Origin of the sequence: Klebsiella sp. CN_Kp088, assembly GCF_040064335.1 — a bacterium.
GTDB lineage: Bacteria > Pseudomonadota > Gammaproteobacteria > Enterobacterales > Enterobacteriaceae > Klebsiella > Klebsiella aerogenes.
This window is the reverse complement of the sequence record NZ_JBEAIQ010000041.1, coordinates 14660-40364: the sequence shown is the minus strand read 5'-3', so window position 1 is coordinate 40364 and position 25705 is coordinate 14660. Positions and strand designations below refer to the sequence as shown.

Below are 25705 nucleotides of genomic sequence, written 5' to 3'. Positions count from 1 at the left end.
CCAGCACGAAGCCCATGCCGAGGAACATCAGGGTGAAGCCTTCGCCTAACAGAACAGCATCAGTCATAAAATAGCCTTTGGAGGAGCGCAATAATGGCGTGATGAACAACCGCGATAGCCGAGTGGATTTCCCCAGACCACATAGTCAGAAGCCTCTTTATCGCGGAAATTAATTCTCGCCATTACTGCGCAAGATATTTAACCGGGAATTATTTAATGAAACTTACGTGCTGGCAGATTTCATCGGCGACAATTTCTTTGCGCTGATTAAATATCACCTTATTCTGCTCAAACAGGTTATTTCCGTGGGTATCGATCGACACAATAAGCGGACCAAATTCTTTCACCCGGCAAACCCATAAGGTTTCCGGCATACCCAAATCACGCCACTGGGCATCTTCAATTTCTTCCACACAGACCGCGGCGACCACCGCGCAGCCGGCCGGGAAGACACAGTGGAGCGCTTTATGTTCGGCACAGCCCTCTTCGGTCCCCTTACCCATGCCGCCTTTGCCGACGATTAATTTCACACCGGTCTTAGCAATAAATTCTTTTTCAAATTTCTCCATGCGCATACTGGTGGTTGGCCCAACAGAAACCATTTCAAATTTATCTTCCGTACCTTTAATCGGCCGCACAATGGGCCCGGCATGTAATATCGCGCCGCCGGCAACGTTGACCGGTAATTCACGACCGCCTTCAATTAAACGACGGTGAGCTACATCACGACAGGTAACAATATGACCATTGAGATAAATAATATCGCCAGCTTTAATATCAGCTAAATCTTCATCTTTAATTGGCGTAGTGAGTATTTTTTTAGTCATCAGAAAGCCACTCCTGTGTGAGAAGTAATGGTGTAATTCAAATCTTTATCGAAAACGATATGTCCTTTGCGGTGCGACCAGCAGCCGACGTTGACCGCCACGCCGATGGTGGAAGGATGGCGCGCAGTGTTTTCGATATTGACGCCCATCACCGAGGTGTTACCGGACATCCCCTGCGGGCCAAGGCCAATTTTGTTGATGCCGTCTTCGAGCATTTTCTCCAGCGATGCCGCGCGCTCATTCTCATTACGCGATCCAACCGGACGCATCAGCGCTTTCTTCGACAGCAGCGCCGCGGTTTCAACGGAGGTCGCGACGCCAATGCCAACCAGTAGCGGCGGACAGGCGTTCAGGCCATAGCTGGTCATCACATCCAGTACGAAACGGGTTACGCCTTCGTAACCGGCGCCCGGCATTAGCACCATCGCTTTACCCGGTAGCGAGCAGCCGCCGCCGGCCATATAGGTGTAAATGCTGCACTGGTCGGAATCGGGGACGATCTCCCAGAATACCGTCGGCGTACCTTTACCCACGTTTTTACCGGTGTTGTATTCATCAAAGGTCTCCACGCTGTTATGGCGCAGCGGAGAATCCACGGTGGCTTTAATCACCGATTCGCGCAGCAGCGCTTCCAGTTCGCCAATCAGCGGAAAGTTGGCGCCGCACTCAACCAAAAACTGAATCACGCCGGTGTCCTGGCAAGAGGGACGATCCAGCTCTTTGGCCAGACGCTGGTTTTCAACCATGGTGGTAAAGATGACGTCAGCCAGCTGGCTGGTCTCTTTTTTATGCAACTCTTTCAGTTTTGCAGTGACGTCATCAGGCAATACTTTGCCGGTATATCCCACGAATTTGGCCATAATATCGGTCATTCGGGATATCTGTTCGCTTTTGCTCATAAAGGCTCCTTAGTCAGAACAGCGTCCGTAAATTACGGGTGAAAAGGGAAAAGAATTGGCAGCAGTACGAGGCTGACAATGGTCGAAACAATAATCAGAGGGAGGCCGGATTTGGCGTAATCGACAAACTTATAGCCGCCGGCTGAGAGCACCATCATGTTGGCGGGCATACCGATCGGCGTCGCGTAGGCGCAGGAACTGCCGATAACCGTCGCCATCAGGACCGCTTGCGGATCGGCGCCCATACCGGCCGCTATCGACAAACTCACCGGTACCAGTAGCGCGACGGTAGCGGTATTGGACATAAAGTTGGTCATGATGACGGACAGTACAAAGACCACCACCATCAACATGAACGGGGAAGAGTTCTGGCCCAGCATGCCGATAACATGATCGGCAACCAGCTTGCCTGCACCGGTCATTTCCAGCGCTTTTGCCAGCGCCAGCGTGCCGCCAAAAATGAAAATAGTTTGTGAATCAATCGCTTTGTAAGCTTGCTTTTCCGTCAGCACGCCGGTAAACACCAGTACCAACGCACCGATACAGCCTGCCACCGTCAGGCTAATGCCGGTCTGTTTCTCAAAAATCATGCCGAGGATCGTGACGATCAGCACCACCAGCGACAGGATCTGTTTCCAGCGCGGAACGTCGCTGTAATCACGCTGTTCGCCGACGCTGCCGACTTCGCCGCTATTCCCGGTAGCAGGCAGAAATTTATAGCCAATCGTCAGGAAATAGAGGATGCCGCAGAGCAGCATCGGTAAACCCACTTTCGCATACTCAAAGAAGCCAAAGCCGCTACCGATATTCTGTAACGCCGATTGCGCGATCAGGTTGCCGGGCGCGCCAATCAACGACAGGTTGCCGCCGAGGGCGGCGGCAAATACCAGCGGCATCAGTAAACGAGAGCGGGCAAAACCCGATTTCGCCGCGACGCCAATCACCACCGGGATCAGCACCGCCGCCGTACCGGTGTTGGAAAGAAAGCCCGACATCACGCCGACCACCACCATGATGGTGAAAATCAGCTGTTTTTCGGTTTTGGCGAAGTGAGTGATCACCCCGCCGACTTTATTGGCCATCCCGGTTTCAAATAACGCCCCGCCGACGACGAACATGGCGACAAAAAGAATGACGTTGGAGTCGATAAAACCAGCAAAAGCTTGTTTCAGATCCAACACGCCGGTGAGTACTAACGCCACGCAGACCACCATGGAAGTCACTGCCAAAGGCACCTTCTCCCAGACGAACATGACGATAGCGAACACCAGCAAACATAAGGTGATGGTAATCGGTTCCATATTTATAATTATCCCTATCAATGATATATGATATTGTATCCAATATTGACGGGGGAGAAATTATGCCCATACAAAAAGTAAGTCAATGCGTTTTTGAGGAAAGATCGCGCAGTGCGATCTGCATCAAGATCCTGCGCAGATCGTCACAAGAAGTGATTGATAACGATGATCAATAAGAAAAAAGCCTGCAATTGCTCCACAGGCAATTGGCGTTACGCGGTGGTATCAGGAAGGTAGCGCGTTAACATGTTCTCCATCGAGCGGATAATATGCTTGCGCATGCGCTGGCGCGCCAGTTCTTCATTATTCTGCTCAAGTGCCTGTAAAATCTCTTTATGTTCGTGGATGGAGATAGCGGCATACTCCGCTTCGGTCACCTTGTACCCCATCGACAGTCCGTTCCACATATTACAAAGCAGCATCTTCATTTTTTCGTTGCCTGCGGCGTTCCAGATCTCCATATGGAAAGCCTGGTTCAGGTCGGAATATTCAGTGAAGTTATTATCGGCCAGCGCTTTTTCCGCTGAGTAGTGTACCTGGGCAATGCGCGAAATATCCGTGCCGGGACGGGAAGCTTTCGCCACCGCCTCGCTTTCCAGCAGCGCGCGAATTTCATAATGCTCGCGGATCGTCTGCTCGTTGATCCCCAACACCACCGCGCCTTTATTGGGGCGGACTTTAATCAGGCCATCGGCGGCTAAAATCTGAAACGCTTCGCGTACCGGCATGCTGGAAACGCCGACCATACGGGCAATGCCTTCGAGAGTTATCTCCTGCCCTTCCACTAAATCCCGCGAAAGAATCGCTTTGCGTAATACCGCCGCGACCTGCTCTTTCGCCGAAAGAAGCTTAATTTTCCCTAATTTAGGCTTCTGCACTTTCCCAATCCTTCATATGTTGACGCATAATTTCCGCAAGCATGAGGAAATAACGCTGTGTTGCCTGAGCAATATTGCCCGCATCGCCGCGGCTAATGGCTCCGGCCAGTTCATGTAGTATCAGTGCCGATTCCTGGCTATCGTCTTTCAGATACAGGATGACATAAGAGATATATCCATCCAAAAATTGCTGATAAGCCTTCGCCAGATAGCGGTTATCAAGATAGGAAATCAGCAACTGATGAAATTCCAGTTCGCGAGTTTTGTCGCCAGGCTGCGCCAGCGCTTGTGCGCGCCCGAGCAGCAATTCCCCCTGGTTTGCCGGCACCAGAGTGAACAATTCGGCAGCCATCACCGCGATCACGCGAAAAATTTGGCTAACATCATCAGGCACCAGTTTTGATACCTGCATATGGCGGTTAGGCAAGCGCACCAGAAAGCCCTCTTGCTCAAGGGACTGCAACGCTTCTCTAACCGGCATACGTGAAAGCCCTAGCTGCTCGGCAATACTCTCCTGCGCCAGCTCATCTCCCGCTTTCATCGCTCCGGACAGAATTTGATAGCGAATGATTTGCGTAATGTGGTCCCTGGTCTGCTTTCGTTCGATCTTTTTCACAACGTCCTCATTGCTTAGGGCTTAAGACGCGGGGATTTTAGCAGATTTAGCCGCCAGGCGGCGCATTCGGCAGGGATATGAGGCGATAAAAAAGCCGGAACGACGGTTCCGGCTTTTCTGCTAAGTAGACATTACTTATTCACGAAATCTTCGCCGAGGGCGATATCTTTCTTCAGCGTATCCAGCATGCCTTCCAGCGCCTGCTGTTCAAAAGCGCTAAGTTTACCGATGGACTGGCGCTCTTCCACGCCATTTTTGCCCAACAGCAGCGGCTGCGAGAAGAAACGGGCATACTGGCCGTCACCTTCGACATAGGCACATTCAACCACGCCTTTTTCACCCTGCATTGCACGCACCAGTGAGAGCCCGAAACGCGCAGCGGCCTGGCCCATCGACAGCGTCGCCGATCCGCCGCCCGCTTTCGCTTCCACGACTTCCGTCCCGGCGTTTTGAATACGTTTAGTGAGATCCGCGACTTCCTGCTCGCTAAAGCTGACGCCAGGGATCTGCGACAGTAAAGGCAGGATAGTGACGCCAGAGTGCCCGCCAATGACCGGAACTTCAACCTCTGTTGCCGATTTGCCTTTAAGTTCGGCAACAAAAGTATTAGAACGAATGATATCGAGGGTGGTAACGCCAAACAGTTTGTTTTTATCGTACACACCGGCTTTTTTCAGCACTTCGGCGGCGATAGCGACGGTGGTATTTACCGGGTTGGTGATAATACCGATGCAGGCCTGCGGACAGGTTTTTGCGATCTGCTGCACCAGGTTTTTAACGATACCGGCATTAACATTAAATAAGTCGGAACGATCCATGCCGGGCTTACGCGCGACGCCGGCGGAAATCAGCACCACATCAGCGCCTTCCAGCGCCGGGGTGGCATCTTCACCGGAGAAACCTTTGATTTTTACATCTGTGGGAATATGACTTAGATCTACCGCCACGCCCGGCGTAACCGGAGCGATGTCGTACAACGAGAGCTCTGAACCTGAAGGCAGTTGGGTCTTAAGTAGTAGGGCAAGCGCCTGGCCGATTCCACCAGCGGCGCCGAGGACTGCAACTTTCATCCTAAACTCCTTATTATGGTTAATATAGTCTTTCGTTATTCCGTCGCCTGGACCTTAATTCACAAGATGAACAATTACAATAATTATGGCTGAAGAATGCGGGGTACGCGCAATGATGCAGCAAATTCGCATTTTTCTTCCTGAGACTGGCCATCCAGCAAAGCCGTAGTACCGGATCGACTATTGGTTACAATACACCCAGCTCGCTCGGCAAAACAATATCAATTTCATAACATTTATTTCACTTTTACAGCAATTTACCCGCTGTGATGCAGGCATGTTCCTCATCAGGGTTATTTGCTAAAATATGCGCCTTTCATAACATTATTTACGCTATTCCTTTGCGGATTATTTGCATAAAAATGCACTTGTATGCATAATGATGTTGTTTTTACCACCATAATCTGGGTGACTTATGCGTAGTTCGGCAAAACAAGAAGAACTGGTTAAAGCGTTTAAATCGCTGCTTAAAGAAGAAAAATTCAGCTCGCAAGGCGAAATCGTTCAGGCGCTGCAGGAAGAAGGTTTCGAGAACATCAACCAATCGAAAGTTTCCCGCATGCTGACAAAGTTTGGCGCCGTTCGCACGCGTAACGCCAAAATGGAAATGGTCTACTGTTTGCCTGCCGAACTCGGCGTGCCGACAACCTCCAGCCCGCTGAAAAATCTGGTGCTGGACATCGATTATAACGATGCGGTGGTGGTGATTCACACCAGCCCCGGCGCGGCGCAGCTGATCGCACGCCTGCTGGATTCCTTAGGCAAAGCCGAAGGCATTCTGGGTAGTATCGCGGGTGATGACACTATCTTTACTACCCCTGCCCGCGGTTTTTCCGTTAAAGATCTCTACGACGCGATTCTGGTCCTGTTCGAACAGGAACTCTAAGCGCTCCCCCTCTGGTTCCTGCCAGAGGGTTCTTCCCCGCAAAATGCTATCCCCCAAACCTTCAAATAAAGCAGCATTTTTTTAACATTTAGTGTGGTTTTCCACCTCTATACATTCCTTTACCGAATGATAACGGCTAAAGCGCACAAAAGATCAAATCGCAATATCTATTTGATTTAAATATAAATAATTATGACATTCACCCCATGAATGACATTTCTAATTCTTATACGTTATAAAAACGACATTTCTTGGAAATTATTTACACTGAAAACAATTAGCATGGTATTAATATTTTTGGTGATTAGTGTATACTTGATTTTGTGATGAGGGTCACGAAACAAAGCCCCCTAATAATAAAATTCGACGAGGTGAACATCATGAAAATCAAAACCACTGTAGCCGCACTCAGCATGCTATCCGTACTGTCCTTTGGCGCTTTCGCCGCTGATTCAATCAACAGCACTCAAGCGGAAAGCCGCCAGTCACTGGGCACCGTATCTATCGGCGCGGTAGGTTCTTCCCCGATGGATATGCATGAAATGCTGAACAAAAAAGCACAAGAAGAAGGTGCTTCTTCTTATCGCATTATCGAAGCTCGCACCGGCGACCATTGGCACGCCACTGCTGAACTTTATAAATAAGCTTTAACGATTGTCGGTCATTAACTGAAACAGTATCTCTTCAGCGGCCTGGGTTCATACGAAATCTCCCGCCGCTGCACATAAGGTTGGAGTCAAGATTATGAAAAGCGCAATTATCATCGCATCCCTGGGTCTGGCATCTGTTCTCTCTTTCGGCGCAAGCGCAGCCGTACAGCAAGTGAATGCCGATCAAGCACAAAACCTGCAACCAATGGGCACTATCTCTGTATCGCAAGTAGGTAGCGCGCCAATGGATATGCGCCAGGAACTCGCGGCTAAAGCCGAGAAAGAAGGCGCCAGCAGCTACCGCATTATTGAAGCTCGTACCGGCGACAGCTGGCACGCGACTGCTGAGTTGTACAAATAAACCCTCGTCGTCTTATCCGACGACTTGCCCCCGCCTGCCGGGGGCTTTTTTATGCCCAACGGGCATTGAAACGTAGTTGTCCTTCCAGCTCCTCTTCCGCTTCATCGAACAGCAAAATTAACGCCCCAAAGCGACGACGCTGTTTTTCATCCAGATGGACAAATTCAATCTCCAGCGGGAACGGTAAGCGCCCTCCCGTCACCGCGCTCCACAGCGCGTCAAGGTTATCCACCTGCTTATCCGGTAGCGCGAAGGCGCGGGAAAACTCACGATAGAAATCCTGTTGCTCAGCTATTTCATCAAAATCAAAGGTATAAATAGTCATTGCCCGCCGCCCCTTCCGCTCTGTCCCTCTACACCAAATAAGTATAGCGATAAAAAAACCGACGCCGGGGCGTCGGTTCGCAGGTTAGCTATTGGTGAGCACGTGCTGATATTTCTTCAGCATATCCACCAGCCGTCGCACCGGTTCAGTGACCTGGGGCGAAGCCTGCCAGTGAAGGAGTTTTTCCTGATAAACATCAAGCTCTTCCAGCAGACGGGTAAAGTAACGGCGGCGCTTATCGTCGCTGCCGGCGGAGATAACGTGATCGGCGGTTCGCCGCAGCTGGCGGTGGAAGGCCGACAGATCCTCGTTTACCGGTACCGGGGCATCGCGTAGACGCTGGTGCGCGATAATCAGCGTCAACGCTAACCGAAAGCGGGCGATATCGCCGGGAAACTTGTTCAGCAGTAAAAACAGCTGTTGATACAGCGCCGGCAAATGGTTCTCTTTTCGCCTTGCGCTGTTAGTAGTGAGCGAAGAGACCGCCGCCGAGACGAACTGGTTCAATAACACCCGTCCGGTGCGTGCCTGCGAGTTATCACGCACTAACAGAATCACCATCAGCGCGAGGAAACAGCCGACAATCTGCCCCAGGGCGCTATCGAGGAACTGGCTAAACTGGAACTGCATCGGGTTATCCAGCACCAAAATGTTGATGGTGCTCGCTAAAGCCCCCAGCGATCCCAACCGCCGCTTTTGTACCTCAATGCCGATAAAGAACGCCATCGCGGCAAGGCTGATACACAATAGCAGCATGCTCTGTTGCGTCGCAGGCATGACGACAAGGAAGAACAGCGCGCCGAGCGGTAAAGCGGCAAGGGTGCCATAGAGGAAGTCTAAGGCCACCATCCGCGGGTTAGGCAGACGCATCGCCAGCGCGGTCACCACGGCAATCATGACCATCGCCCCGCTACCGGATGTCCAGCCGGTCCATAGCCAGAACAGGGTGCCGAGAATACAGGAAATGGAGGTTCGCCAGAAGTTAACCATCGCGTGGTGACGTTCGGCGGACTCAACCTTCACCACCGTCTCGCCGCGTAGAACTTCATCTTCAATACGGCTGATTTTGGTGTTGCCAACCACGCCGCGCTTGAGCAGCAGGTAACGCGTCGCCGCGCCGACCCAGCTATAAATAGTGACCGGCGTATTGTGTTCACCTTTCCATGTCAGGAAGCGGCGCATACGCTTAAGCTGTTGATGCACATCCTGTACCGTTTCCACTGGCTCAGCGAACAGCTCGCGGTAGTCGTCAGTCACCATCTCCGGGCGTGAGTTCTGGATCAGATAGGTTTCGCAGGCCTGAGTAATCAGCGTCAGCGATAGCGTGTTGATCGCCTTTAGCCGCTGGTTTACCTTCGACCAGCGCGAAGATTCCATGATCAGATTGCCGCGCATTCCTTCCAGTGCGGCAGTACGGCGCACCAGCGCTCCCCAGGCTTTGTCCACCACCTCGCTATCGCCATGGGCGACACAAAGCTGCATCAGGCGATACTGATCCAGTAGCAGGTTATCCAGTTCGAGGTCGATCTCTTTTTTGATGGAGCGCGGGGAAAATAGCAGGTCAGCGACGATGGCGCTGACGATCCCGATGACGATTTCGCTACAGCGCTCAACGGCAAACTGCGGCGCCAGCATCGGGTCGGTATGAATGGTGATGATGATAATCAGCGCCGTGTAACCCGCCAGCCCCCAGGCGTAGGAGTTTTCCACCTTCACCAGCGAGGAGATCCAGGTGCAGAAACCGGCCCAGAGACAGCAGACCAGCATCATCAATAGCGGCGCGCGGATCATGAGGATAATGATCGCCAGCGCGGCAATACAGCCGATAAACGTCCCGGCAATACGCAACATTCCACGGTAACGAATCGCCCCGGAATAGGGTTCACCGCCGGCGGCAAATGCCGGGCCGGCGGTCACAATAGCCGCGGTCAGTACGGCCCAGCGCGGCGTCTCAAGCTGAAAATGAAAGCCGACAAACAGCGCCAGCACCACCGCGCATGCAAGCTTAATCGCAAAGCGGAGATGCCGGGGAGCAATGGTATAGGTCCCCATGGCGATTAACCAAACTCACGTAAGCGCATGGCGACTTTCTGGAAGAAGTTGGCCTGGCTGGCGTCGCGATCTTCTTTACCGGTAATGACGACGGTTGCGGTGGTGCCCGACGGCCAGAGGTTGCCCTGCTGTTGGTCAAGACGAATACGTACCGGCACGCGCTGCGCCAGACGCACCCACTCAAGGTTGGAGTCAACAGAGGCCATCCCTTTTGTATCGCTGCTGCTGCTGGCGTTAGTCACGCCCGCGGCAACGCTATCAACGGTACCTTTTATCACCTTACTACTGCCGAGCGGAGTGATTTCGGCGCGATAACCCGGACGCACGCCTTCCAGCTTAGTCTCTTCCAGGTATGCCATCACGTAGAAGGTATTTTGTTTCACCAAAGCGACCGCGGTCGAACCGCGGGTGATGAATTCGCCGGCGTAGACGTTCAGGTTGGTCACCCAGCCGTCGGCCGGCGCGCGAATCACCGTGCGTTCGAGATCCAGTTTGGCTAAATCGCGGCTGGCCACCGCTTTCGCCAGCTGATGCTCTACGGTTTGCAGCACGTTGTTGGCCTGGTCAATCTCTTCGCGCGACATCGCCTGTACGCCGAGCTTGTTACGGCGCCCGGCTTCAACGCGTTTTTCCTGAGCCAGCGTCTGGTAATAGGAGACATCGGCTTGCGCCTCCGCCAGCGCTTTTTGGTAACGAGGTTGGTCAATAACGAACAATACCTGGTCTTTCTTAACCAGTTGGTTATCCTTGACATTCACCTGTGAAATGAGCCCTGACACATCCGGGGCGATGGCGACGATATCGGCGCTAAAGCGCGCATCGCGCGTCCACGGCGACGCGGTGTAGTACACCCATGCGCGAAAAATAGCGATAAACGCCAGAATAACCAGTATCACAGTGATGGCAGTACGCAGGATATTTCTTGTTAGTGTTTTCACATCGACCTCAAACGAACAAGCGCGATATCAGATAAAACAGACAGCAATACAGCGCAGTATTAAACAGTGCAGGGTGCCAGACAAAATCATAAATACCGGTCGGAACCAGCAAACGGTGCACCAGCCAGAAGATAGCTAGCGACAATAGCAGCTCAAAGAAGATCGGCGGAAACGATAAGCCGAAAATCACTATGACAGGAAACAGACTCATGATGACCTTGATAAGAAGCGTACAGGTGGTAGCGTGATGCGTTTATTATGTAGCTAACTATATATTAACGTAACAATTGCAGCCTTATCTATAATATGTGATCTAAATCACTTTTAAGCCAGAGTGAATAATGGAACGACTAAAACGCATGTCGGTGTTCGCCAAAGTGGTTGAGCTGGGCTCTTTCACCGCCGCCGCACGCCAGCTCCAGATGAGCGTTTCATCTATCAGCCAGACCGTTGCTAAACTGGAAGACGAGCTACAGGTAAAGCTGCTCAACCGCAGCACCCGCAGCCTGGGCTTAACAGAAGCGGGTAAAATTTATTACCAGGGCTGCCGAAGAATGCTCTTTGAAGCGCAGGACGTCCATGAACAGCTGTATGCCTTCAACAATACTCCCATCGGCACGCTGCGCATCGGTAGCTCTTCAACTATGGCACAGAATGTGCTGGCGCGCATAACCGCCGAAATGCTCAAAGAATATCCGGGTTTATCGATTAATCTGGTGACCGGCATCCCTGCGCCAGACCTGATTGCCGATGGCCTCGACGTGGTAATACGCGTCGGCGCATTGCAGGATTCCAGCCTCTTCTCACGGCGGCTGGGCTCGATGCCGATGGTGCTCTGCGCGGCGAAAAGCTATCTTCAGCACGCGGGATGCCCGGAAAAACCGGCGGATCTCGCCAGCCACTCGTGGCTGGAATATAGCGTACGGCCAGATAATGAGTTCGAAATTATCGCCCCGGAGGGGATCTCAACACGCCTGATCCCACAAGGGCGTTTCGTCACTAACGATCCGATGACGCTGATCCGCTGGCTGACTGCCGGCGTTGGCGTGGCCTACGTTCCGCTGATGTGGGCGATCGACGAGATCAATCGCGGTGAACTGGAGATCCTGCTGCCGAGCTATCAATCGGATCCGCGGCCGGTCTATGCGCTGTATACCGAAAAAGACAAACTGCCGCTGAAGGTGCAGGTATGTATTAACTATCTGACGGATTATTTTGTCGAGGTGGCGAAGATCTATCAGGGAATGCACGGGCGCGGGATGACCCGTTAATTGACATCCCGGCAGCGGCTTCGCGCCGCCGGGACCAGCCGTTATCAGGCGGTGCCGCCAACGGTAAGGTTGTCGACTTTCAGCGTCGGCTGGCCGACGCCGACCGGCACGCTCTGCCCTTCTTTACCGCACACGCCAACGCCGCTATCCAGCTTCAGGTCGTTACCAACCATAGAAATCTGCTGCATCGCTTCGATACCGGAACCGATTAGCGTCGCGCCTTTGACTGCCTTGGTCACTTTGCCTTTTTCAATCAGATAAGCTTCCGAGGTCGAGAAGACAAATTTACCGGAGGTGATATCCACCTGGCCGCCGCCGAAGTTCGGCGCATAGATACCGTAATCGACCGATTCGATAATCTCCTGCGGCGTCGACTTACCGGCCAGCATATAGGTGTTGGTCATCCGCGGCATCGGCAGATGCGCATAGGATTCACGGCGACCATTACCGGTCGGCGCAACGCCCATTAACCGCGCGTTGAGCTTATCCTGCATATAACCTTTCAGGACACCATTTTCGATAAGCACATTGTATTGACCCGGCGTACCTTCGTCATCAATCGCGACCGAGCCACGGCGATCGGCCATGGTGCCGTCATCCACGACGGTGCACAGTTCAGAGGCGACTAATTCGCCCATGTGACCGCTGAAGACCGAGGTGCCGCGACGGTTAAAGTCACCTTCCAGACCGTGGCCGACGGCTTCATGCAGCAGCACGCCAGGCCAGCCCGCGCCAAGAACCACCGGCAGCATTCCGGCTGGCGCGGCAACCGCGGACAGATTGACTAATGCCATACGTACCGCTTCACGCGCCCAGACATCCGCCCGTACGTCGCCATCCAGCGGCGCAAGGAAATAATCATAGCCAAATCGCCCGCCGCCACCGCTGGCGCCGCGCTCGCGTTTGCCGTCTTCCTCCACCAGCACGCTCACGGAGAGGCGAACCAGCGGACGGACATCAGCGGCCAGCGTCCCGTCCGTTGCCGCCACCAGGATAAGCTCGTAGACGCCGCTCAGGCTGGCGGAAACTTCCTGCACGCGCTTATCGGCAGCACGCGCCACCTTATCAACGCGGCGCAGGATATCCAGTTTCTCTTCGCGGCTCATGCTCTGCAGCGGATCGACGCTGGTATAGAGAGAGCTGTATTCCACCGCGCCGAGCGTCTGCACTTTGCCGTCGCCATGGTCGCGGACGATAGTACGCGCCGCCTGGGCACTCTGTTCAAGCGCCAGTTTGCTGATTTGGTCCGCATAGGCAAAACCGGTTTTCTCGCCGCTTACCGCCCGGACGCCTACGCCCTGGTCAATATTGTACGACCCATCTTTAATGATGCTGTCTTCCAGAACCCAGGATTCGTGATAGCTCGACTGAAAATAAAGATCGCCGTAATCGAGACGGCGCTCAGCCAGTTGGCCAAGAATGGCAAACAGGTCCTGATGGTTCAGGCCATTTGCCGACAGTAATTGTTCACTTACCAGGTTCAAACTCATCGTTACGCTACTCGTTTGTTGCCGCCTGACACAGGGGAATGCCACGCGGCGAAAAAGATGACGGGGATAAAATGCCCTCTATTGAGAGTGCGATAATTCCCCGTACTCGTCAAATCATTGCTTTTTGTTACTGCGCGCCTGGCGCAGCACTTCATTGATTTCCGGCTGATCGATTGGACCCGTAATGCGATAGCGCAGAATCGACACTTTGTTCCACAGCGGCCCAAGCACCTTGCTGGCGGCAAACACCGCCGCGCCGACGATCGGGTTGACGGCGAATGCCGCCGCTACGCCGACGGTGGCCGAAATTTCCGGCGCCACCACCGCTTGTAAATCTAAACGACGACGCACCAGATCGACCGAACCTTTCATCGCGATGTCGGCTTCGAGCCCATCCACCAGCGTATCATCCGTATTCAGCACGCCGTCTTTAATCCACGCCGTACTGCGAATCGAATCAAACCAGAACCCTTCCTGGAAGGTGTCGCTGAAATCGAAGCGTAGCTTACGCAGCAGCGCGTCAACGCTCAATAGCCTTAACAACTGACCGGCATGACCGGTGCTCAGGTCAGTAAACTCGCCTTTGCCGAGGCGGCTTTTGAGGATCCCGTTCAGCGAAGCGACATCAGGCTGCCATGGCGGCGCGCGCCAGTGCAGATCGTAATCGACATCAAATGAAGACCCTTTCACCGGCGTCGAGACACCGAAGAAGTTCACGAAGTCGTCCGTTTTATTGCCGTGAAGCTTACCTTTCAGCGAGGTACGTACGCCGCCCGGCGCATTTACCCAGACGCCATCGGTAGTGAGTCGGCCAAAACCGGTATCCACCAGGCCATTACTGAGGGTGAGCGTATCGCCCTTGATATCGAAGTCACCGTCGATTCGTCCATATTTTTGCCCCCACAGCCAGCACTCTTTACAGCGCAGCTGTAAATCCGGCCAGCCGTGGAAATCCAGACGGGTATCAGCCAGCGGGCCGCTCTCTTTTTTCGCCGTACCGCTGTTATCGCTGGAAGGGTTGTAATAGAGGTAGCGAATAGCCGCCAGCCAGGGGGCATTCTTATGCATCGTCAACGTGGCATTGATTTCACGCCCCTGCGCCTCCACCTTCGAGCCGCTACCGTCAGGCTGAGAGACCAGACTGACGTTATTCCAGTTCTGCCCGGCGAAGGCCAGCGACGGTGTACGAAGCGTCACGCGCTCCGGGAAAGCCATATTACTGCTCACTTCGTTGACGGCGCCTTGCTGGAACAACGCTAGCCATTGCGCGCCATCCATCGCCGGCATGTTGAGCTCGACGCCTGATGCTTCAGGCAGCGACGGAATCGCTTTGCTGTCGGAGGTCAGAATCGCCCGATCGAGCGTCAGCTTGTTATTCAGTAACCAGCGGCTATTGACGTGGTTCTTGCTGCCGATGTTGCCGGTCAAATCGAAGCTGCTTAAGCCGCCGGTCACGTTGATTTTCACCGGCAACGGCTCACCCGCCGATTTATTCACCGGCGCAGGTAAGTGACTACTCACATTTTTCAGATCGCCGTTGATATCGACTTTGTAGCTCGCGCTACCGCGATACGGTAACTCAATGGCCACTTTGCCGTCCCAGGGGATGCTGCCGCTGAGTTCATCATTGACCGCTTTCGGCAGCAGGCCGGTACGCGTCGGCTGCCAGTTAGCGTTCATGCCGACGTCAACGAGGAAGGCTTTCGCCCCTTCAGTGGTGGTGAAATTGAGGTTCAACGGTTGATTAAACCAGGTCGCACTTAGCGGCCCGCTTTTTAAATCTCCGTTTTCGAAGCTGAACTGACCATTGAGATTCTTCAGCGTCGCGTCAATCGGCTTGATAAACAGATCGTTATTTTTCAGCCGCACATCGCCTTTGGCGGTGGTCATCTCGCCATCAAGCGGGATAGCAAGATGTAAGCGAGCGCTCACATTACCATCAAGCTGCAGTTCATCCAGCGCCGAGCCGAGCGTATCCTTCAGCGGGGTCTGTTTGAAATAAGGGCCGACCTCTTTACCAGGGCCGTTAACATCGGCATCGATAAACAGTTTTTCATGGGAATAGTCGGGGATCACCGCGTCAAGGTTGCTGGCAGTAACGTTGCCCAGCATCGCTTTATCCGCCTTCATCCACAGGCCGTTATTGACGAAGTTAAGGTTGATATCCAGTCCGGTCAGCGCCGGCCAGTCCGGCTGGAAGGCGAAAGTCGCGTTCTTCAGCGGTACCGAGACCTGGAATTGGCCTTCGTTATGCTCATAGGGGAACTGATGTGGGTTGCCGCCGTAAACCAGGGTGGCATTGCTGGCCTGGCCGCCCTTAATTGCGCCGCTCAGGTAATCCACCAGCGCTTTGCCCATCAGATTTTCCGGGAAATAGCGCCACGCCTGGCCGCCATCATTGGTACTGATACCCGCCAGGATGCCTAACCACGGCTCATCGCCTGCTGGCTGCAGATAGCGGAAGCCGCCGCGCGCGCGAACGCCGGTCGCCTGCACGTCGATATCGCGGCCATCCAGCATAAAGCCCTTGCTGTTCTTCTCCCAGCTTAGAGTCGCATCGCCCTGGGCTATCTCCAGCGGTGCGCGAAAGACCGTTTCATAAGGCATTTTCGCCTGGGTCATATGCGCGCGCAGTTCGCCGTTTTCCACGCTGCCGCTCAGGCTGCCGGAAAAGTGCTCGGCTCCCGGCAACAGCTTCCACTGCTTCCACGCCAGATCGCTCCAGTCGGCCTGGAAACGGGTCTTTTCCGTTGCCTGCAGCGGGATATCCAATGCCAACAGGTTGATTTTGCCGCTCGGCTGGGTGGTTCGCCACACTTCGCCAAAGCTCGGCGCCAGCTTATCGGCCATCGGTTGCAGACCGGTTAGCCCGCCAAGCTCGAGATTGCTGGCGCGGATGCGTAGCTCATCGCTGCGCTGATTGTTATTGCCACCCACTTCCTGCGCCGGGATCCACGCCATCGCCAGCTCGCCGCGCGGCCAGGCTTTGCCGTCTATCGAGATCCGCGTATCGGGGATGTGAAATGCCCAGCTTTGATTTTCACGCGTGATATGCCCCGTCAGGTTATCCACCGACAGCTGATGCAGATGCTTATCGCCCTGCCAGCTGGCGCCGCCTTTTTTCAGCCACACATCGCCGCTGGCGACATCGCCTTTATCGATGGTCATCCAGCCTTCGAGACTAAAGCGCGCGCTCTGCAGGGCGATGTTGTCCTGCATCCAGCGCCCGAGCCAGGGTTTAACGTCGATGTCGTCGGCCTGTAACCAGAGGCGCCCCTTGTTGAGCAGGCCGTTCTCGTCACGTAAATCCATCCGCACCTGCATGACGCCGTGCTGGCCGGTGAGGCTCGAAAGGCTCAGCTGCCCCTCGGCGCGGTGGCGATTTTTACCGTTAAGCCAGGTCAGCTGTGGGATCGCCAGTTCAGCACGCTGACCGGAAATGGTCAGGAAGCTCAAATGACTATCACGGAGAATAAAGTGGTCAAACTGGCGCAGGAACAGATCGCTGATGCGATCGGTCTTCAGGCTGGCGCCGTCGTCATTGGTCTGGATGGGGGTATTGGTGTGGATTTGCAGCTGCCAGAAGGTCAGGTCACGGAACTGCCAGCGCATATGTAAAAGGCTTTGCCAGACGTCGAGGGCAAGGGTAACCCGTTTGATCGTCATTTCGCCACCGTCTTTCAAGGTGGCTTTAATATCGCGAACGTCCAGCGTCGGGCCGAAGTTTTCCCAGTTGGCGTTGATCTGCGAGGCATCAACCGCGACCCCGGATACCGCGGTAATTTTCTCCAGCAGTTGGGGACGCCAGTTATTTAGCTGCGGCAATGCCAGACGCAGGCCACTCACCAGTAGCGCAACAATCACCACCACGGTTGCCACGGTGAGCAGTAATATCCCGGGCCATCGCCTCAACGCATCTCTCCTTGTCAGCCTGTTACGCTTTATCCTTCAGCCCGCCTGTTTACCGCCCCCGACGCCATCGGGAGCGACAGGCTGAATGATTACATCATTACCACATCGAACTGCTCTTGATTATAGAGCGGCTCAATTTGCACTTTGACCTGCTTGCCGACAAAGATTTCGACTTCCGCCAGCGCGTGAGACTCTTCCCCTTTCAGCGCTTCCGCGACGGCAGGTGAAGCATAGACCAGGAAGCGGTCTGAGTCATACGCATGATGCACGCGAACTATTTCGCGCATGATCTCATAGCAGACCGTTTCGACCGACTTTACCGTGCCGCGCCCATGACAGGTAGGACACTCGTTACACAGCACATGTTCCACGCTTTCGCGGGTGCGTTTACGGGTCATCTCGACCAGCCCCAGCTGCGAGAAGCCGTTAATGCTGGTTTTCACCCGGTCTTTACTCAGCGCCTGCTCCAGGGAATGCAGTACCCGACGACGATGATCTTCATTATTCATATCGATAAAATCAATGATGATAATGCCGCCCAGGTTACGCAGACGCAGCTGGCGCGCGATAGCCTGCGTGGCTTCAATATTGGTATTGAAGATGGTGTCGTCGAGATTACGGTGGCCAACAAACGCCCCGGTATTGATATCGATGGTGGTCATCGCTTCGGTCTGATCAATGATCAGATAGCCGCCTGACTTCAGCTCGACTTTACGCTCCAGCGCGCGTTGGATTTCGTTCTCAACGTCAAAGAGATCGAAAATCGGCTGGCGGCCGCTGTAATGTTCCAGCTTGCTGGTCATTTCCGGAATGTATTCCGCGGTGAACTCCAGCAGCGCCTCGTAGGTCAGGCGCGAATCCACGCGAATGCGGTCAAGCTGAGCGTCGGCGAAATCGCGCAGCACGCGCTGGGCCAGCGCCAGCTCGCCGTACATCTGATAGCGGGTCTGGTTGCGCTTTTTGCGCTCCATGACTTTGGTCCAGACGCGCTTAAGGTAGGCCGCATCCGCCGCCATCTCTTGCTCATGCACGCCTTCCGCCGCGGTGCGGATAATAAACCCGCCCTGCTCGTCGCAATATTCGGTGACCACGCTTTTCAAACGTTCGCGCTCGGCCTCGCTTTCAATACGCTGCGATACGCCGACGTGCGAAGCGCCCGGCATAAAGACCAGATAGCGGGAAGGTATGGTAATGTCGGTGGTCAGACGCGCGCCTTTGGTACCCAGCGGGTCTTTCACCACCTGCACCATCAGGTCCTGGCCCTGACGCACCAGCTCGGAAATATCGCGAACGGTAAACTGCTTCTGCTCTTCACCCGCCACGCACTCGGTGTGCGGCATGATATCGGAAGCATGCAGAAAGGCGGCCTTATCCAGGCCAATATCTACAAAAGCCGCCTGCATTCCAGGCAACACACGACTGACACGACCTTTGTAGATATTGCCTACGATTCCGCGCCGCGCTTCTCTCTCAATATGAATTTCCTGCAGGATCCCGCCATCGATATACGCGACGCGCGTCTCGGATGGCGTTACGTTAACTAATAATTCAGCCGTCATCTTTATCCCTTTTCTTCACGCAGTGAGTTAAAGTTACTCAGCAACTCATACGTTTCCACCAGCGGTAAGCCGACTACGGCGTGATAGCTGCCATTTATCTTCCTGACAAAACAACCACCCAACCCTTGAATACCGTATGCGCCTGCTTTATCTAAAGGTTCGCCGCTGGCTACGTAGGTAGCGATATCCTGCTCGGAGAGCAGACGGAAGGTCACTTCCGTCACCACCAGGCAATCCAGCGTTTGCTGCTTATCCGCCAACGCCACCGCGGTCATCACCTGGTGGGTTTTTCCGGAAAGCATGCGAAGCATTTCTGCGGCGTGCCCGGCGTCGCGCGGCTTTTCCAGCACTTCGCCGTTAAGAATGACAATCGTATCCGCGCCCAACACCGGCAGATCGCGCGGCGCCATCGCCACGCCAGCCAGCGCTTTTTCGCGCGCCAGACGCACAACGTAATGCGCTGCGCTCTCCTGCGGGCCGCGTCGTTCCTCAATACCCGGAACCAGACGTTCGAAAGAGAGACCAAGCTGAGTTAGCAGTTCCTGCCGACGCGGGGAACCAGAAGCCAGATACAGAGTTGTCATATCAACCTTTATTGAACCGCAAATTGCTGACGCACTTTACGCATTAGCAGGAATAGCCACGGCCAGAGCACACCGTTTACTACACTACTCCAGAACACTTCCGGACGGAAAGAGACGTTGATCACTAAAAACTCTGCCCAGAAAACAATGATATCAACGGCAAGAGACAACAGCATGACCACCAGCGCCTGTTGCCAGAGCGCCAGATTACGGAACAGCTGATATTTTAAAGCGACCAGATAGGCGACAATACTTAACGACAGCGCGCGTACGCCGAGGGTCGAACCGCTGATGAGGTCGAGAATCGCCCCCATCACAAATCCGGTACCGACGTTAACCCGGTGCGGCAGCGCGAGGATCCAGTACAACAGAATCAACAACACCCAGTTTGGCCGAAAGACGGTGATGTCCTGCGGCCAGGGCATAATCTGCAGCAATAGCGCAATAAGAAACGAGAGCCAGATAACCCAGCGTCCCTGGCTACGATAACTTGCCACTATTGCCCCCCTGCTGGCAGAGGTTGCGCAGACGGCGGCGGCGTCAGGCCTGTCGCCGGCGCCGGCATCTGCGGCCCCATCGCATCAGGCGCAGGCAGCACCTGCGGCATCATTTGCATCAGGCGCTCATTGGCAACGCGGTGCACCTCTTCCGGAGTCATCGGGTTAGCGCCGTTGCGATCGGCGCCCCACAGCAGCAGCAGATAGCGCAAACGCTGCAGTCCGGCGGTCGGACGGGCCTGGATCACCGTGTATGCACGCTGAGTATCCAGACGTACCGAGGAGACTACCCCAACCGGATACCCTTCCGGGAAGCGTCCGCCGAGCCCGGAGGTCACCAGCACATCACCGACGCGAATATCGGTATTCGCCGGCAGATGTTCAAGCTGTAAATCATCAGTACAACCGTTACCGGCAGCAATGACGCGGATATCGTTACGCAGCACCTGGATCGGCAAGGCATGGGTCGCATCGCAAATGAGCAGCACGCGGCTGGTCATTTTCGCTACCGCCACCACCTGGCCGACAACGCCCTTGTCGCTAATGACCGGTTGGCCTTCATAAACGCCATTGACGCTGCCCTTGTCGATAACGACCTGATCGCTGTAGGGATCGTTAACCGTCGAAATAACCTGGGTCACCATCTTCTGCTCATCCTGACGCAGCGGCGAGCCTAACAGCTCACGTAGACGGGCGTTTTCTTGTTTGTATTGACCCAGCATCAGCAGATCGCTGTTTTTCAACAGCAGTTCCTGACGCAGCGCGCGGTTTTCCAGTTCGAGCTGATCGCGGGTCGCCAGCGATTGCGATACGCTGTCGAGCAGTTCCCGGGGACCATTTGAGATAAAGTAGAAAGGACTGACGGCTGTATCCATGTACGTTCGAATCTGGCTGAACGTACCCAGGCGGCTGTCGGCGATAATGACGCCAAGCGCCACCAAAACCGCCAGAATAAGGCGAATCTGTAGCGACGGGCCACGGCTAAAAATTGGCTTCATAGGCTATGCGTATTCTCGTGTCAGTAAAGACCAGAGGCAGCCCTTAAGCTGCCCCAGACCTTCAGGCTGACTACTCTTCGCTGAACAAGTCGCCGCCGTGCATATCGATCATTTCCAGCGCCTTACCGCCGCCACGAGCGACGCAGGTCAGTGGATCTTCTGCAACTACGACAGGGATCCCTGTCTCTTCCATTAACAGACGGTCAAGGTTACGCAGCAGCGCGCCGCCGCCGGTCAGGACCATACCGCGCTCGGAGATATCGGATGCCAGCTCCGGCGGGCACTGTTCCAGCGCGACCATAACGGCGCTGACGATGCCGGTCAGCGGCTCCTGCAGCGCTTCGAGGATTTCGTTGGAATTGAGGGTGAAGCCGCGTGGAACGCCTTCAGCCAGGTTACGGCCGCGCACTTCGATTTCGCGTACTTCATCACCCGGGTAAGCGGAACCGATTTCGTGTTTGATACGCTCAGCGGTTGCTTCGCCGATCAGGGAACCGTAGTTACGGCGCACGTAATTGATCACGGCTTCGTCGAAACGGTCGCCGCCGATACGTACGGAAGAAGAGTAGACCACGCCGTTCAGGGAGATAACTGCGACTTCGGTAGTACCGCCGCCGATATCAACAACCATAGAACCGGTCGCTTCAGAAACCGGCAAGCCTGCGCCGATCGCGGCCGCCATCGGCTCTTCGATCAGGAAGACTTCACGAGCGCCAGCGCCCTGCGCGGATTCGCGGATAGCACGACGCTCAACCTGGGTCGCGCCAACCGGCACGCACACCAGCACGCGTGGGCTCGGACGCATAAAGCTGTTGCTATGCACCTGTTTAATAAAGTGTTGCAGCATCTTTTCAGTCACGAAGAAGTCGGCGATAACGCCGTCTTTCATCGGGCGAATCGCCGCGATATTGCCCGGCGTACGGCCCAGCATCTGCTTCGCTTCATGACCTACAGCGGCAACGCTTTTCGGCGAACCGGCACGATCCTGACGAATGGCCACAACGGAAGGCTCATTCAATACGATGCCTTGTCCTTTTACATAAATAAGGGTATTCGCGGTACCCAGGTCAATGGACAGGTCATTGGAAAACATGCCACGAAATTTTTTTAACATACTAAGGGATAATCCTGAAAGCTGGGGCGGAAAACAAAATCCGCTTACTTTACCAACCACACGCAGCAGCGACAAGGCGCAAAAATCATCTGCTACGGTGAAAATTAGTGCAGTTCATTTCCTTTGTTACAAACATTTACGAAGTCCCTTCGGCGCTGAATAAATCAGCAGCGCTCCGTGCTCTGTTTGTACCTGTCAAAGGTCAGTCTTGCGTAAGTTGCGACATTCCGGCGGGTAGACAAGCACACCCCCTTTACTATGGCGCGCGTTATTCTACGTGAAATCACGCCAAACGGCAGATCAAACCGAGTATCTTTGCGAATATTTTTTCACATTTGTGTCAAGTGGCTGTGAGGCGGCAAAAAATTCCCCCTGACCGCCGGTCACGCCGCATTGCGACAGCACCTGCCACTCGCTGCGACTGCGTACTCCCGTCGCAAAAACCTGTACCGGCATCCCTTTACAGGCTTCCACCAGACTTTGAACCAGTAACTGGTTCTCGCTGCGTTTTTCAATATTGCGCGATAGCCCTTGATGCAGCTTGATCACTTCTACGTCCAGCTGCTTGATCCAACTGGTGCCAACCAGCGTCAACCCGGCCTGAACCACAGCGACGCGAATGCCCAGCGCGTTTATCAACCGCATAACCGGGTGTAAACGGCCGATATATTGACAAACATCCGCCTCTGCAAGTTCAAAAATAATCCGCCGACGTTGTGATTTTTCGCACTGCATCATGGTATCGCGCAGCCAGCGCTGGAAACGCGGGCGAATCAGCGACTCCACGGTCACCTGCAGGGCCAGCGTTTGATCAGGCCAATAACTTAATAACGGCAGCAAACGCGTAATCTGTAGGCGATCGTACTCTTCCGCTAAACCAAACTGCTGCACCATTGGCATATACTCGGCGGCAATCACCTCTTCTTTACCGTCATAGATGCGGCACATAAGCTCGCGATGATGTACCCGCCCATCGCGCATAACCGCCGGTTTCTGATATAAGCGCGGGCCGCCGCGGCTGAGCATCTGCTCGATAAGCGTTCGCCAGCGCACGTTGCCGCGCCCCTTCTCCGGCAGCGAATCATCGTAAACCGCCCAGCTATTACTCCCCTGCAGCACGGCGTTGCGGGTGGCGGCTTCGGCGTGTTCCATCACCTGAGAGGTGGACTGGCCGCTGCGGAAGGCGCAGATGCCGATATGCATCGTGTCGTCTTTATCCAGCACCCGCGTTGACGGCAGCGCATCCATCGCCTTCAGTAACTGCCCGGCGATACTATCGGCCTCTTTAAGAGTGCGATGCGGCAATAAGACGGCGAAATCGCTACGGTGATAACGCGCCAGTAACGAGCCGGGATAACGCATAATAAAAGTAGACAGCAGATTAATTAGCGTGAAGTAATGCTCTTCCGCCGCCGCCCGTCCCCAGTTGTCGCGCAGCAGATCAAACTCGGGCAGGCGAATCATCATCACAATACCGTGCGCCCCCACCTTTTCCTGATCGTCCAGCAGCGTCGCCAGTTGATTATCAAAGAACAGGCGGTTGTTAAGGCCGGTTTTGGAATCCTGGGCGGCGTAGGAGCGAATCAGGGTATCCATGCGGCTGCGCTGATCGCTGGCGAACTGCAGCTCAGAGAGCAGCATATCCAGCGCGCTGCTGGTACTGGCCGGCCATTCATGAACCGAACCGCGCACCTGCGGCCCGCGCTCGCCGCTGAGAATGCGCCGCGCGCGCAGCTCCAGTAGTTCTTGCCCCGCCAGCTGGCGGCGGATCCAGCGAATCGAAAAGAAGATAATCAGCACCATGAAGCCGATGGCGAAGGAGAGCGGCGCGGTGACGTGAAGCGAGCGGAAGTAATTGACCATCGGGTCCATGTAGACCAGACGAATCGAGATTCCGGGATGTTTGAGCGAGGGTACCGTCATTTCACGATACTGATTGTTACTGCCCAGCGGACGGTAACTATCACCGCGGGTATGGCTGTAAAGCGATTTGCCGTTGAGCAAAAAATCAATATGTTCGACTTCTACCGGCGTGAGCAGCTCATCCATTTGCGGTTCGAGCTTCTCAAAAGAGGTGGTCACCAGGCGGCTATCCAGCATCGTCGCCACCGCCTGTACGCGATTCTCAACCTTAATCTGAATGCCGTTGTAAAAGCTCAGCGACGCGCCGATCAGCGTGACAAAAATCGTCAGGCTGGTGAGCAGCGTAACAAATGCTGAGAATTTCGTCGTTAATCGCATCCCTGTGTTAACTCCGCGTGTGAATAACTACCCGATGGGCATTCGGGCCCCTTTTGAGACTTTTTCTTAAGTAAGTACTAACTTTCTGAAGCGACGCATACTACCAAAGCTGGCGTATCTGGCAATTTATTGCGTTACATCCACGTAATAATGCCGTTAGCGAGTATAGTCTGCAGAATAATTTTTCCAATCTTCAAACCGCGAGGAACCACATATGCAGGCATTAATTTTAGAACAGCAGGATGGCAAAACCCTTTCCTCGGTGCAAAACATCGATGCCAACCTGTTGCCGCCAGGCGATGTGACTGTCGATATTCACTGGTCGAGCCTCAATTATAAAGATGCGTTGGCCATTACCGGCAAAGGAAAAATTATCCGCAACTTTCCGATGATTCCTGGTATCGATTTTGCCGGTACCGTCCACGCCAGCGAAGATCCGCGTTTTCACGTTGGCCAGCAGGTATTACTCACCGGTTGGGGCGTGGGAGAAAATCACTGGGGCGGCCTGGCCGAGCGCGCCCGCGTCAAAGGCGAATGGCTGGTGGCCATGCCTGAAGGTCTCGACGGACGCAAAGCGATGGCGATCGGTACCGCAGGTTTTACCGCCATGCTATGCGTGATGGCGCTGGAAGACGCCGGCGTGCGTCCGCAGGATGGCGAGATCGTCGTAACAGGCGCCAGCGGCGGCGTCGGCAGCACGGCAGTCGCTCTGCTGCATCATCTGGGTTATCAGGTGGCGGCGGTTTCCGGGCGCGAAAGCACCCACGACTATCTGAAAAGCCTCGGCGCGCAGCGTATTTTGGGCCGCGACGAGTTCGCTGAGAGCCGTCCGCTGGAAAAACAAATCTGGGCGGGTGCTATCGATACCGTCGGCGATAAAGTGCTGGCTAAAGTACTGGCACAAATGAACTACGGCGGCTGCGTCGCGGCCTGCGGCCTGGCGGGCGGTTTCGCGCTGCCGACCACCGTGATGCCGTTTATCCTGCGCAACGTACGCCTGCAGGGCGTCGATTCGGTAATGACCCCGCCTGCGCGCCGCGCAGAAGCCTGGCGTCGGCTGGTGCGCGATCTGCCGGAGTATTTTTACGCGCAAAGCGCGACCGAAATCACCCTGGCCGATGCCCCGGCCTTCGCCGACAAAATCATGAACAACCAGATCCAGGGGCGTACGCTGGTCAAAATCGGCTAATCTGCAATTTTTCGTGACATATTCGCGATCGCGCTGCGCCTCCGTCA

23 protein-coding genes and 1 pseudogene are annotated in these 25705 nt (G+C 54.6%); 5 read left to right on the top strand and 19 right to left on the bottom strand.

All coding sequences use genetic code 11. The annotated features are described in order from the left end of the window. From ABLV08_RS23525 to mdh, 7 genes and pseudogenes are all read right to left on the bottom strand, one after another. A pseudogene (locus ABLV08_RS23525) lies at positions 1-67 on the bottom strand (oxaloacetate decarboxylase gamma chain); the annotation flags it as partial. A 142-nt stretch (positions 68-209) separates the two neighbouring features. Further along, on the bottom strand, positions 210-827 hold the full coding sequence (gene ttdB, locus ABLV08_RS23520) for a L(+)-tartrate dehydratase subunit beta (RefSeq protein ID WP_015703618.1): 618 nt from the start codon (positions 825-827) through the stop codon (positions 210-212). Then, the gene (ttdA, locus tag ABLV08_RS23515; RefSeq protein WP_042895788.1) at positions 827-1726 is read right to left on the bottom strand and encodes a L(+)-tartrate dehydratase subunit alpha; all 900 of its coding nucleotides are present in this window, start codon (positions 1724-1726) and stop codon (positions 827-829) included. Before ttdA ends, ttdB begins: the two co-directional genes overlap by 1 nt. A gap of 32 nt (positions 1727-1758) precedes the next feature. Next, entirely contained in the window at positions 1759-3027 is a 1269-nt protein-coding gene (locus ABLV08_RS23510) for an SLC13 family permease (RefSeq protein ID WP_042895784.1), read from the bottom strand. Between the two features lie 212 nt (positions 3028-3239). After that, complete coding sequence (locus ABLV08_RS23505; protein ID WP_063421554.1) at positions 3240-3905, bottom strand: GntR family transcriptional regulator; 666 nt, start codon at positions 3903-3905, stop codon at positions 3240-3242. Continuing rightward, the gene (locus tag ABLV08_RS23500; protein ID WP_015703622.1) at positions 3892-4521 is read right to left on the bottom strand and encodes a GntR family transcriptional regulator; all 630 of its coding nucleotides are present in this window, start codon (positions 4519-4521) and stop codon (positions 3892-3894) included. Before ABLV08_RS23500 ends, ABLV08_RS23505 begins: the two co-directional genes overlap by 14 nt. A 131-nt stretch (positions 4522-4652) precedes the next feature. After that, positions 4653-5591 carry a malate dehydrogenase gene (mdh, locus tag ABLV08_RS23495; RefSeq protein WP_015369475.1) on the bottom strand — a complete coding sequence of 313 codons (939 nt, stop codon included), beginning with the start codon at positions 5589-5591 and terminating at the stop codon, positions 4653-4655. A 415-nt stretch (positions 5592-6006) separates the two neighbouring features. Between mdh and argR the strand changes: the two genes are divergently transcribed. The 3 genes from argR to yhcN-B all read left to right on the top strand — a co-directional run bounded on the left by argR (position 6007) and on the right by yhcN-B (position 7488). Then, complete coding sequence (argR, locus tag ABLV08_RS23490) at positions 6007-6477, top strand: transcriptional regulator ArgR (RefSeq protein ID WP_015369474.1); 471 nt, start codon at positions 6007-6009, stop codon at positions 6475-6477. A gap of 380 nt (positions 6478-6857) precedes the next feature. Further along, positions 6858-7121, top strand: coding sequence for a peroxide/acid stress response protein YhcN (gene yhcN, locus ABLV08_RS23485; protein WP_015369473.1), 264 nt, complete (start codon positions 6858-6860; stop codon positions 7119-7121). A 100-nt stretch (positions 7122-7221) separates the two neighbouring features. After that, entirely contained in the window at positions 7222-7488 is a 267-nt protein-coding gene (gene yhcN-B / locus ABLV08_RS23480) for a DUF1471 family stress response protein YhcN-B (protein WP_015369472.1), read from the top strand. A gap of 49 nt (positions 7489-7537) precedes the next feature. On the opposite strand, the gene ABLV08_RS23475 is transcribed toward yhcN-B, so the two are convergent. From ABLV08_RS23475 to aaeX, 4 genes are all read right to left on the bottom strand, one after another. Then, a complete protein-coding gene (locus ABLV08_RS23475; protein WP_015369471.1) occupies positions 7538-7813 on the bottom strand; it encodes a barstar family protein in 276 nt (91 codons plus the stop codon). A gap of 84 nt (positions 7814-7897) precedes the next feature. Continuing rightward, positions 7898-9865, bottom strand: coding sequence for a p-hydroxybenzoic acid efflux pump subunit AaeB (gene aaeB, locus ABLV08_RS23470; protein ID WP_015369470.1), 1968 nt, complete (start codon positions 9863-9865; stop codon positions 7898-7900). 5 nt (positions 9866-9870) lie between these two features. Beyond that, a complete protein-coding gene (gene aaeA, locus ABLV08_RS23465; RefSeq protein WP_015369469.1) occupies positions 9871-10803 on the bottom strand; it encodes a p-hydroxybenzoic acid efflux pump subunit AaeA in 933 nt (310 codons plus the stop codon). 7 nt (positions 10804-10810) lie between these two features. After that, positions 10811-11014, bottom strand: coding sequence for a p-hydroxybenzoic acid efflux pump operon protein AaeX (gene aaeX, locus ABLV08_RS23460; RefSeq protein WP_002918640.1), 204 nt, complete (start codon positions 11012-11014; stop codon positions 10811-10813). 130 nt (positions 11015-11144) lie between these two features. On the opposite strand from aaeX, the gene aaeR reads away from it, so the two are divergent. Next, complete coding sequence (gene aaeR, locus ABLV08_RS23455; RefSeq protein WP_015703623.1) at positions 11145-12074, top strand: HTH-type transcriptional activator AaeR; 930 nt, start codon at positions 11145-11147, stop codon at positions 12072-12074. A gap of 44 nt (positions 12075-12118) precedes the next feature. Here aaeR and tldD read toward each other — a convergent pair whose 3' ends face one another. The 8 genes from tldD to csrD all read right to left on the bottom strand — a co-directional run bounded on the left by tldD (position 12119) and on the right by csrD (position 24469). Then, positions 12119-13564, bottom strand: coding sequence for a metalloprotease TldD (gene tldD / locus ABLV08_RS23450; protein WP_015369467.1), 1446 nt, complete (start codon positions 13562-13564; stop codon positions 12119-12121). A 114-nt stretch (positions 13565-13678) separates the two neighbouring features. After that, positions 13679-17476 (bottom strand): AsmA2 domain-containing protein YhdP, encoded by a 3798-nt coding sequence (yhdP, locus tag ABLV08_RS23445; protein WP_045389660.1) that lies wholly within the window; start codon positions 17474-17476, stop codon positions 13679-13681. A gap of 89 nt (positions 17477-17565) precedes the next feature. Further along, a complete protein-coding gene (gene rng, locus ABLV08_RS23440) occupies positions 17566-19035 on the bottom strand; it encodes a ribonuclease G (protein WP_015369465.1) in 1470 nt (489 codons plus the stop codon). A gap of 2 nt (positions 19036-19037) precedes the next feature. Then, positions 19038-19619: a nucleoside triphosphate pyrophosphatase gene (locus ABLV08_RS23435; protein WP_015703625.1), complete on the bottom strand. Its 582-nt coding sequence runs from the start codon at positions 19617-19619 to the stop codon at positions 19038-19040. Positions 19620-19627: 8 nt separating this feature from the next. Further along, the gene (gene mreD / locus ABLV08_RS23430) at positions 19628-20116 is read right to left on the bottom strand and encodes a rod shape-determining protein MreD (RefSeq protein WP_015369463.1); all 489 of its coding nucleotides are present in this window, start codon (positions 20114-20116) and stop codon (positions 19628-19630) included. Continuing rightward, on the bottom strand, positions 20116-21114 hold the full coding sequence (gene mreC / locus ABLV08_RS23425; protein WP_015369462.1) for a rod shape-determining protein MreC: 999 nt from the start codon (positions 21112-21114) through the stop codon (positions 20116-20118). Before mreC ends, mreD begins: the two co-directional genes overlap by 1 nt. A 70-nt stretch (positions 21115-21184) precedes the next feature. Further along, positions 21185-22228: a rod shape-determining protein MreB gene (gene mreB / locus ABLV08_RS23420; RefSeq protein ID WP_002918653.1), complete on the bottom strand. Its 1044-nt coding sequence runs from the start codon at positions 22226-22228 to the stop codon at positions 21185-21187. Positions 22229-22528: 300 nt separating this feature from the next. After that, positions 22529-24469 carry an RNase E specificity factor CsrD gene (gene csrD / locus ABLV08_RS23415; RefSeq protein ID WP_015369461.1) on the bottom strand — a complete coding sequence of 647 codons (1941 nt, stop codon included), beginning with the start codon at positions 24467-24469 and terminating at the stop codon, positions 22529-22531. Between the two features lie 214 nt (positions 24470-24683). On the opposite strand from csrD, the gene ABLV08_RS23410 reads away from it, so the two are divergent. Beyond that, on the top strand, positions 24684-25658 hold the full coding sequence (locus ABLV08_RS23410) for an MDR family oxidoreductase (protein WP_348856311.1): 975 nt from the start codon (positions 24684-24686) through the stop codon (positions 25656-25658). Positions 25659-25705 lie beyond the last annotated feature (47 nt).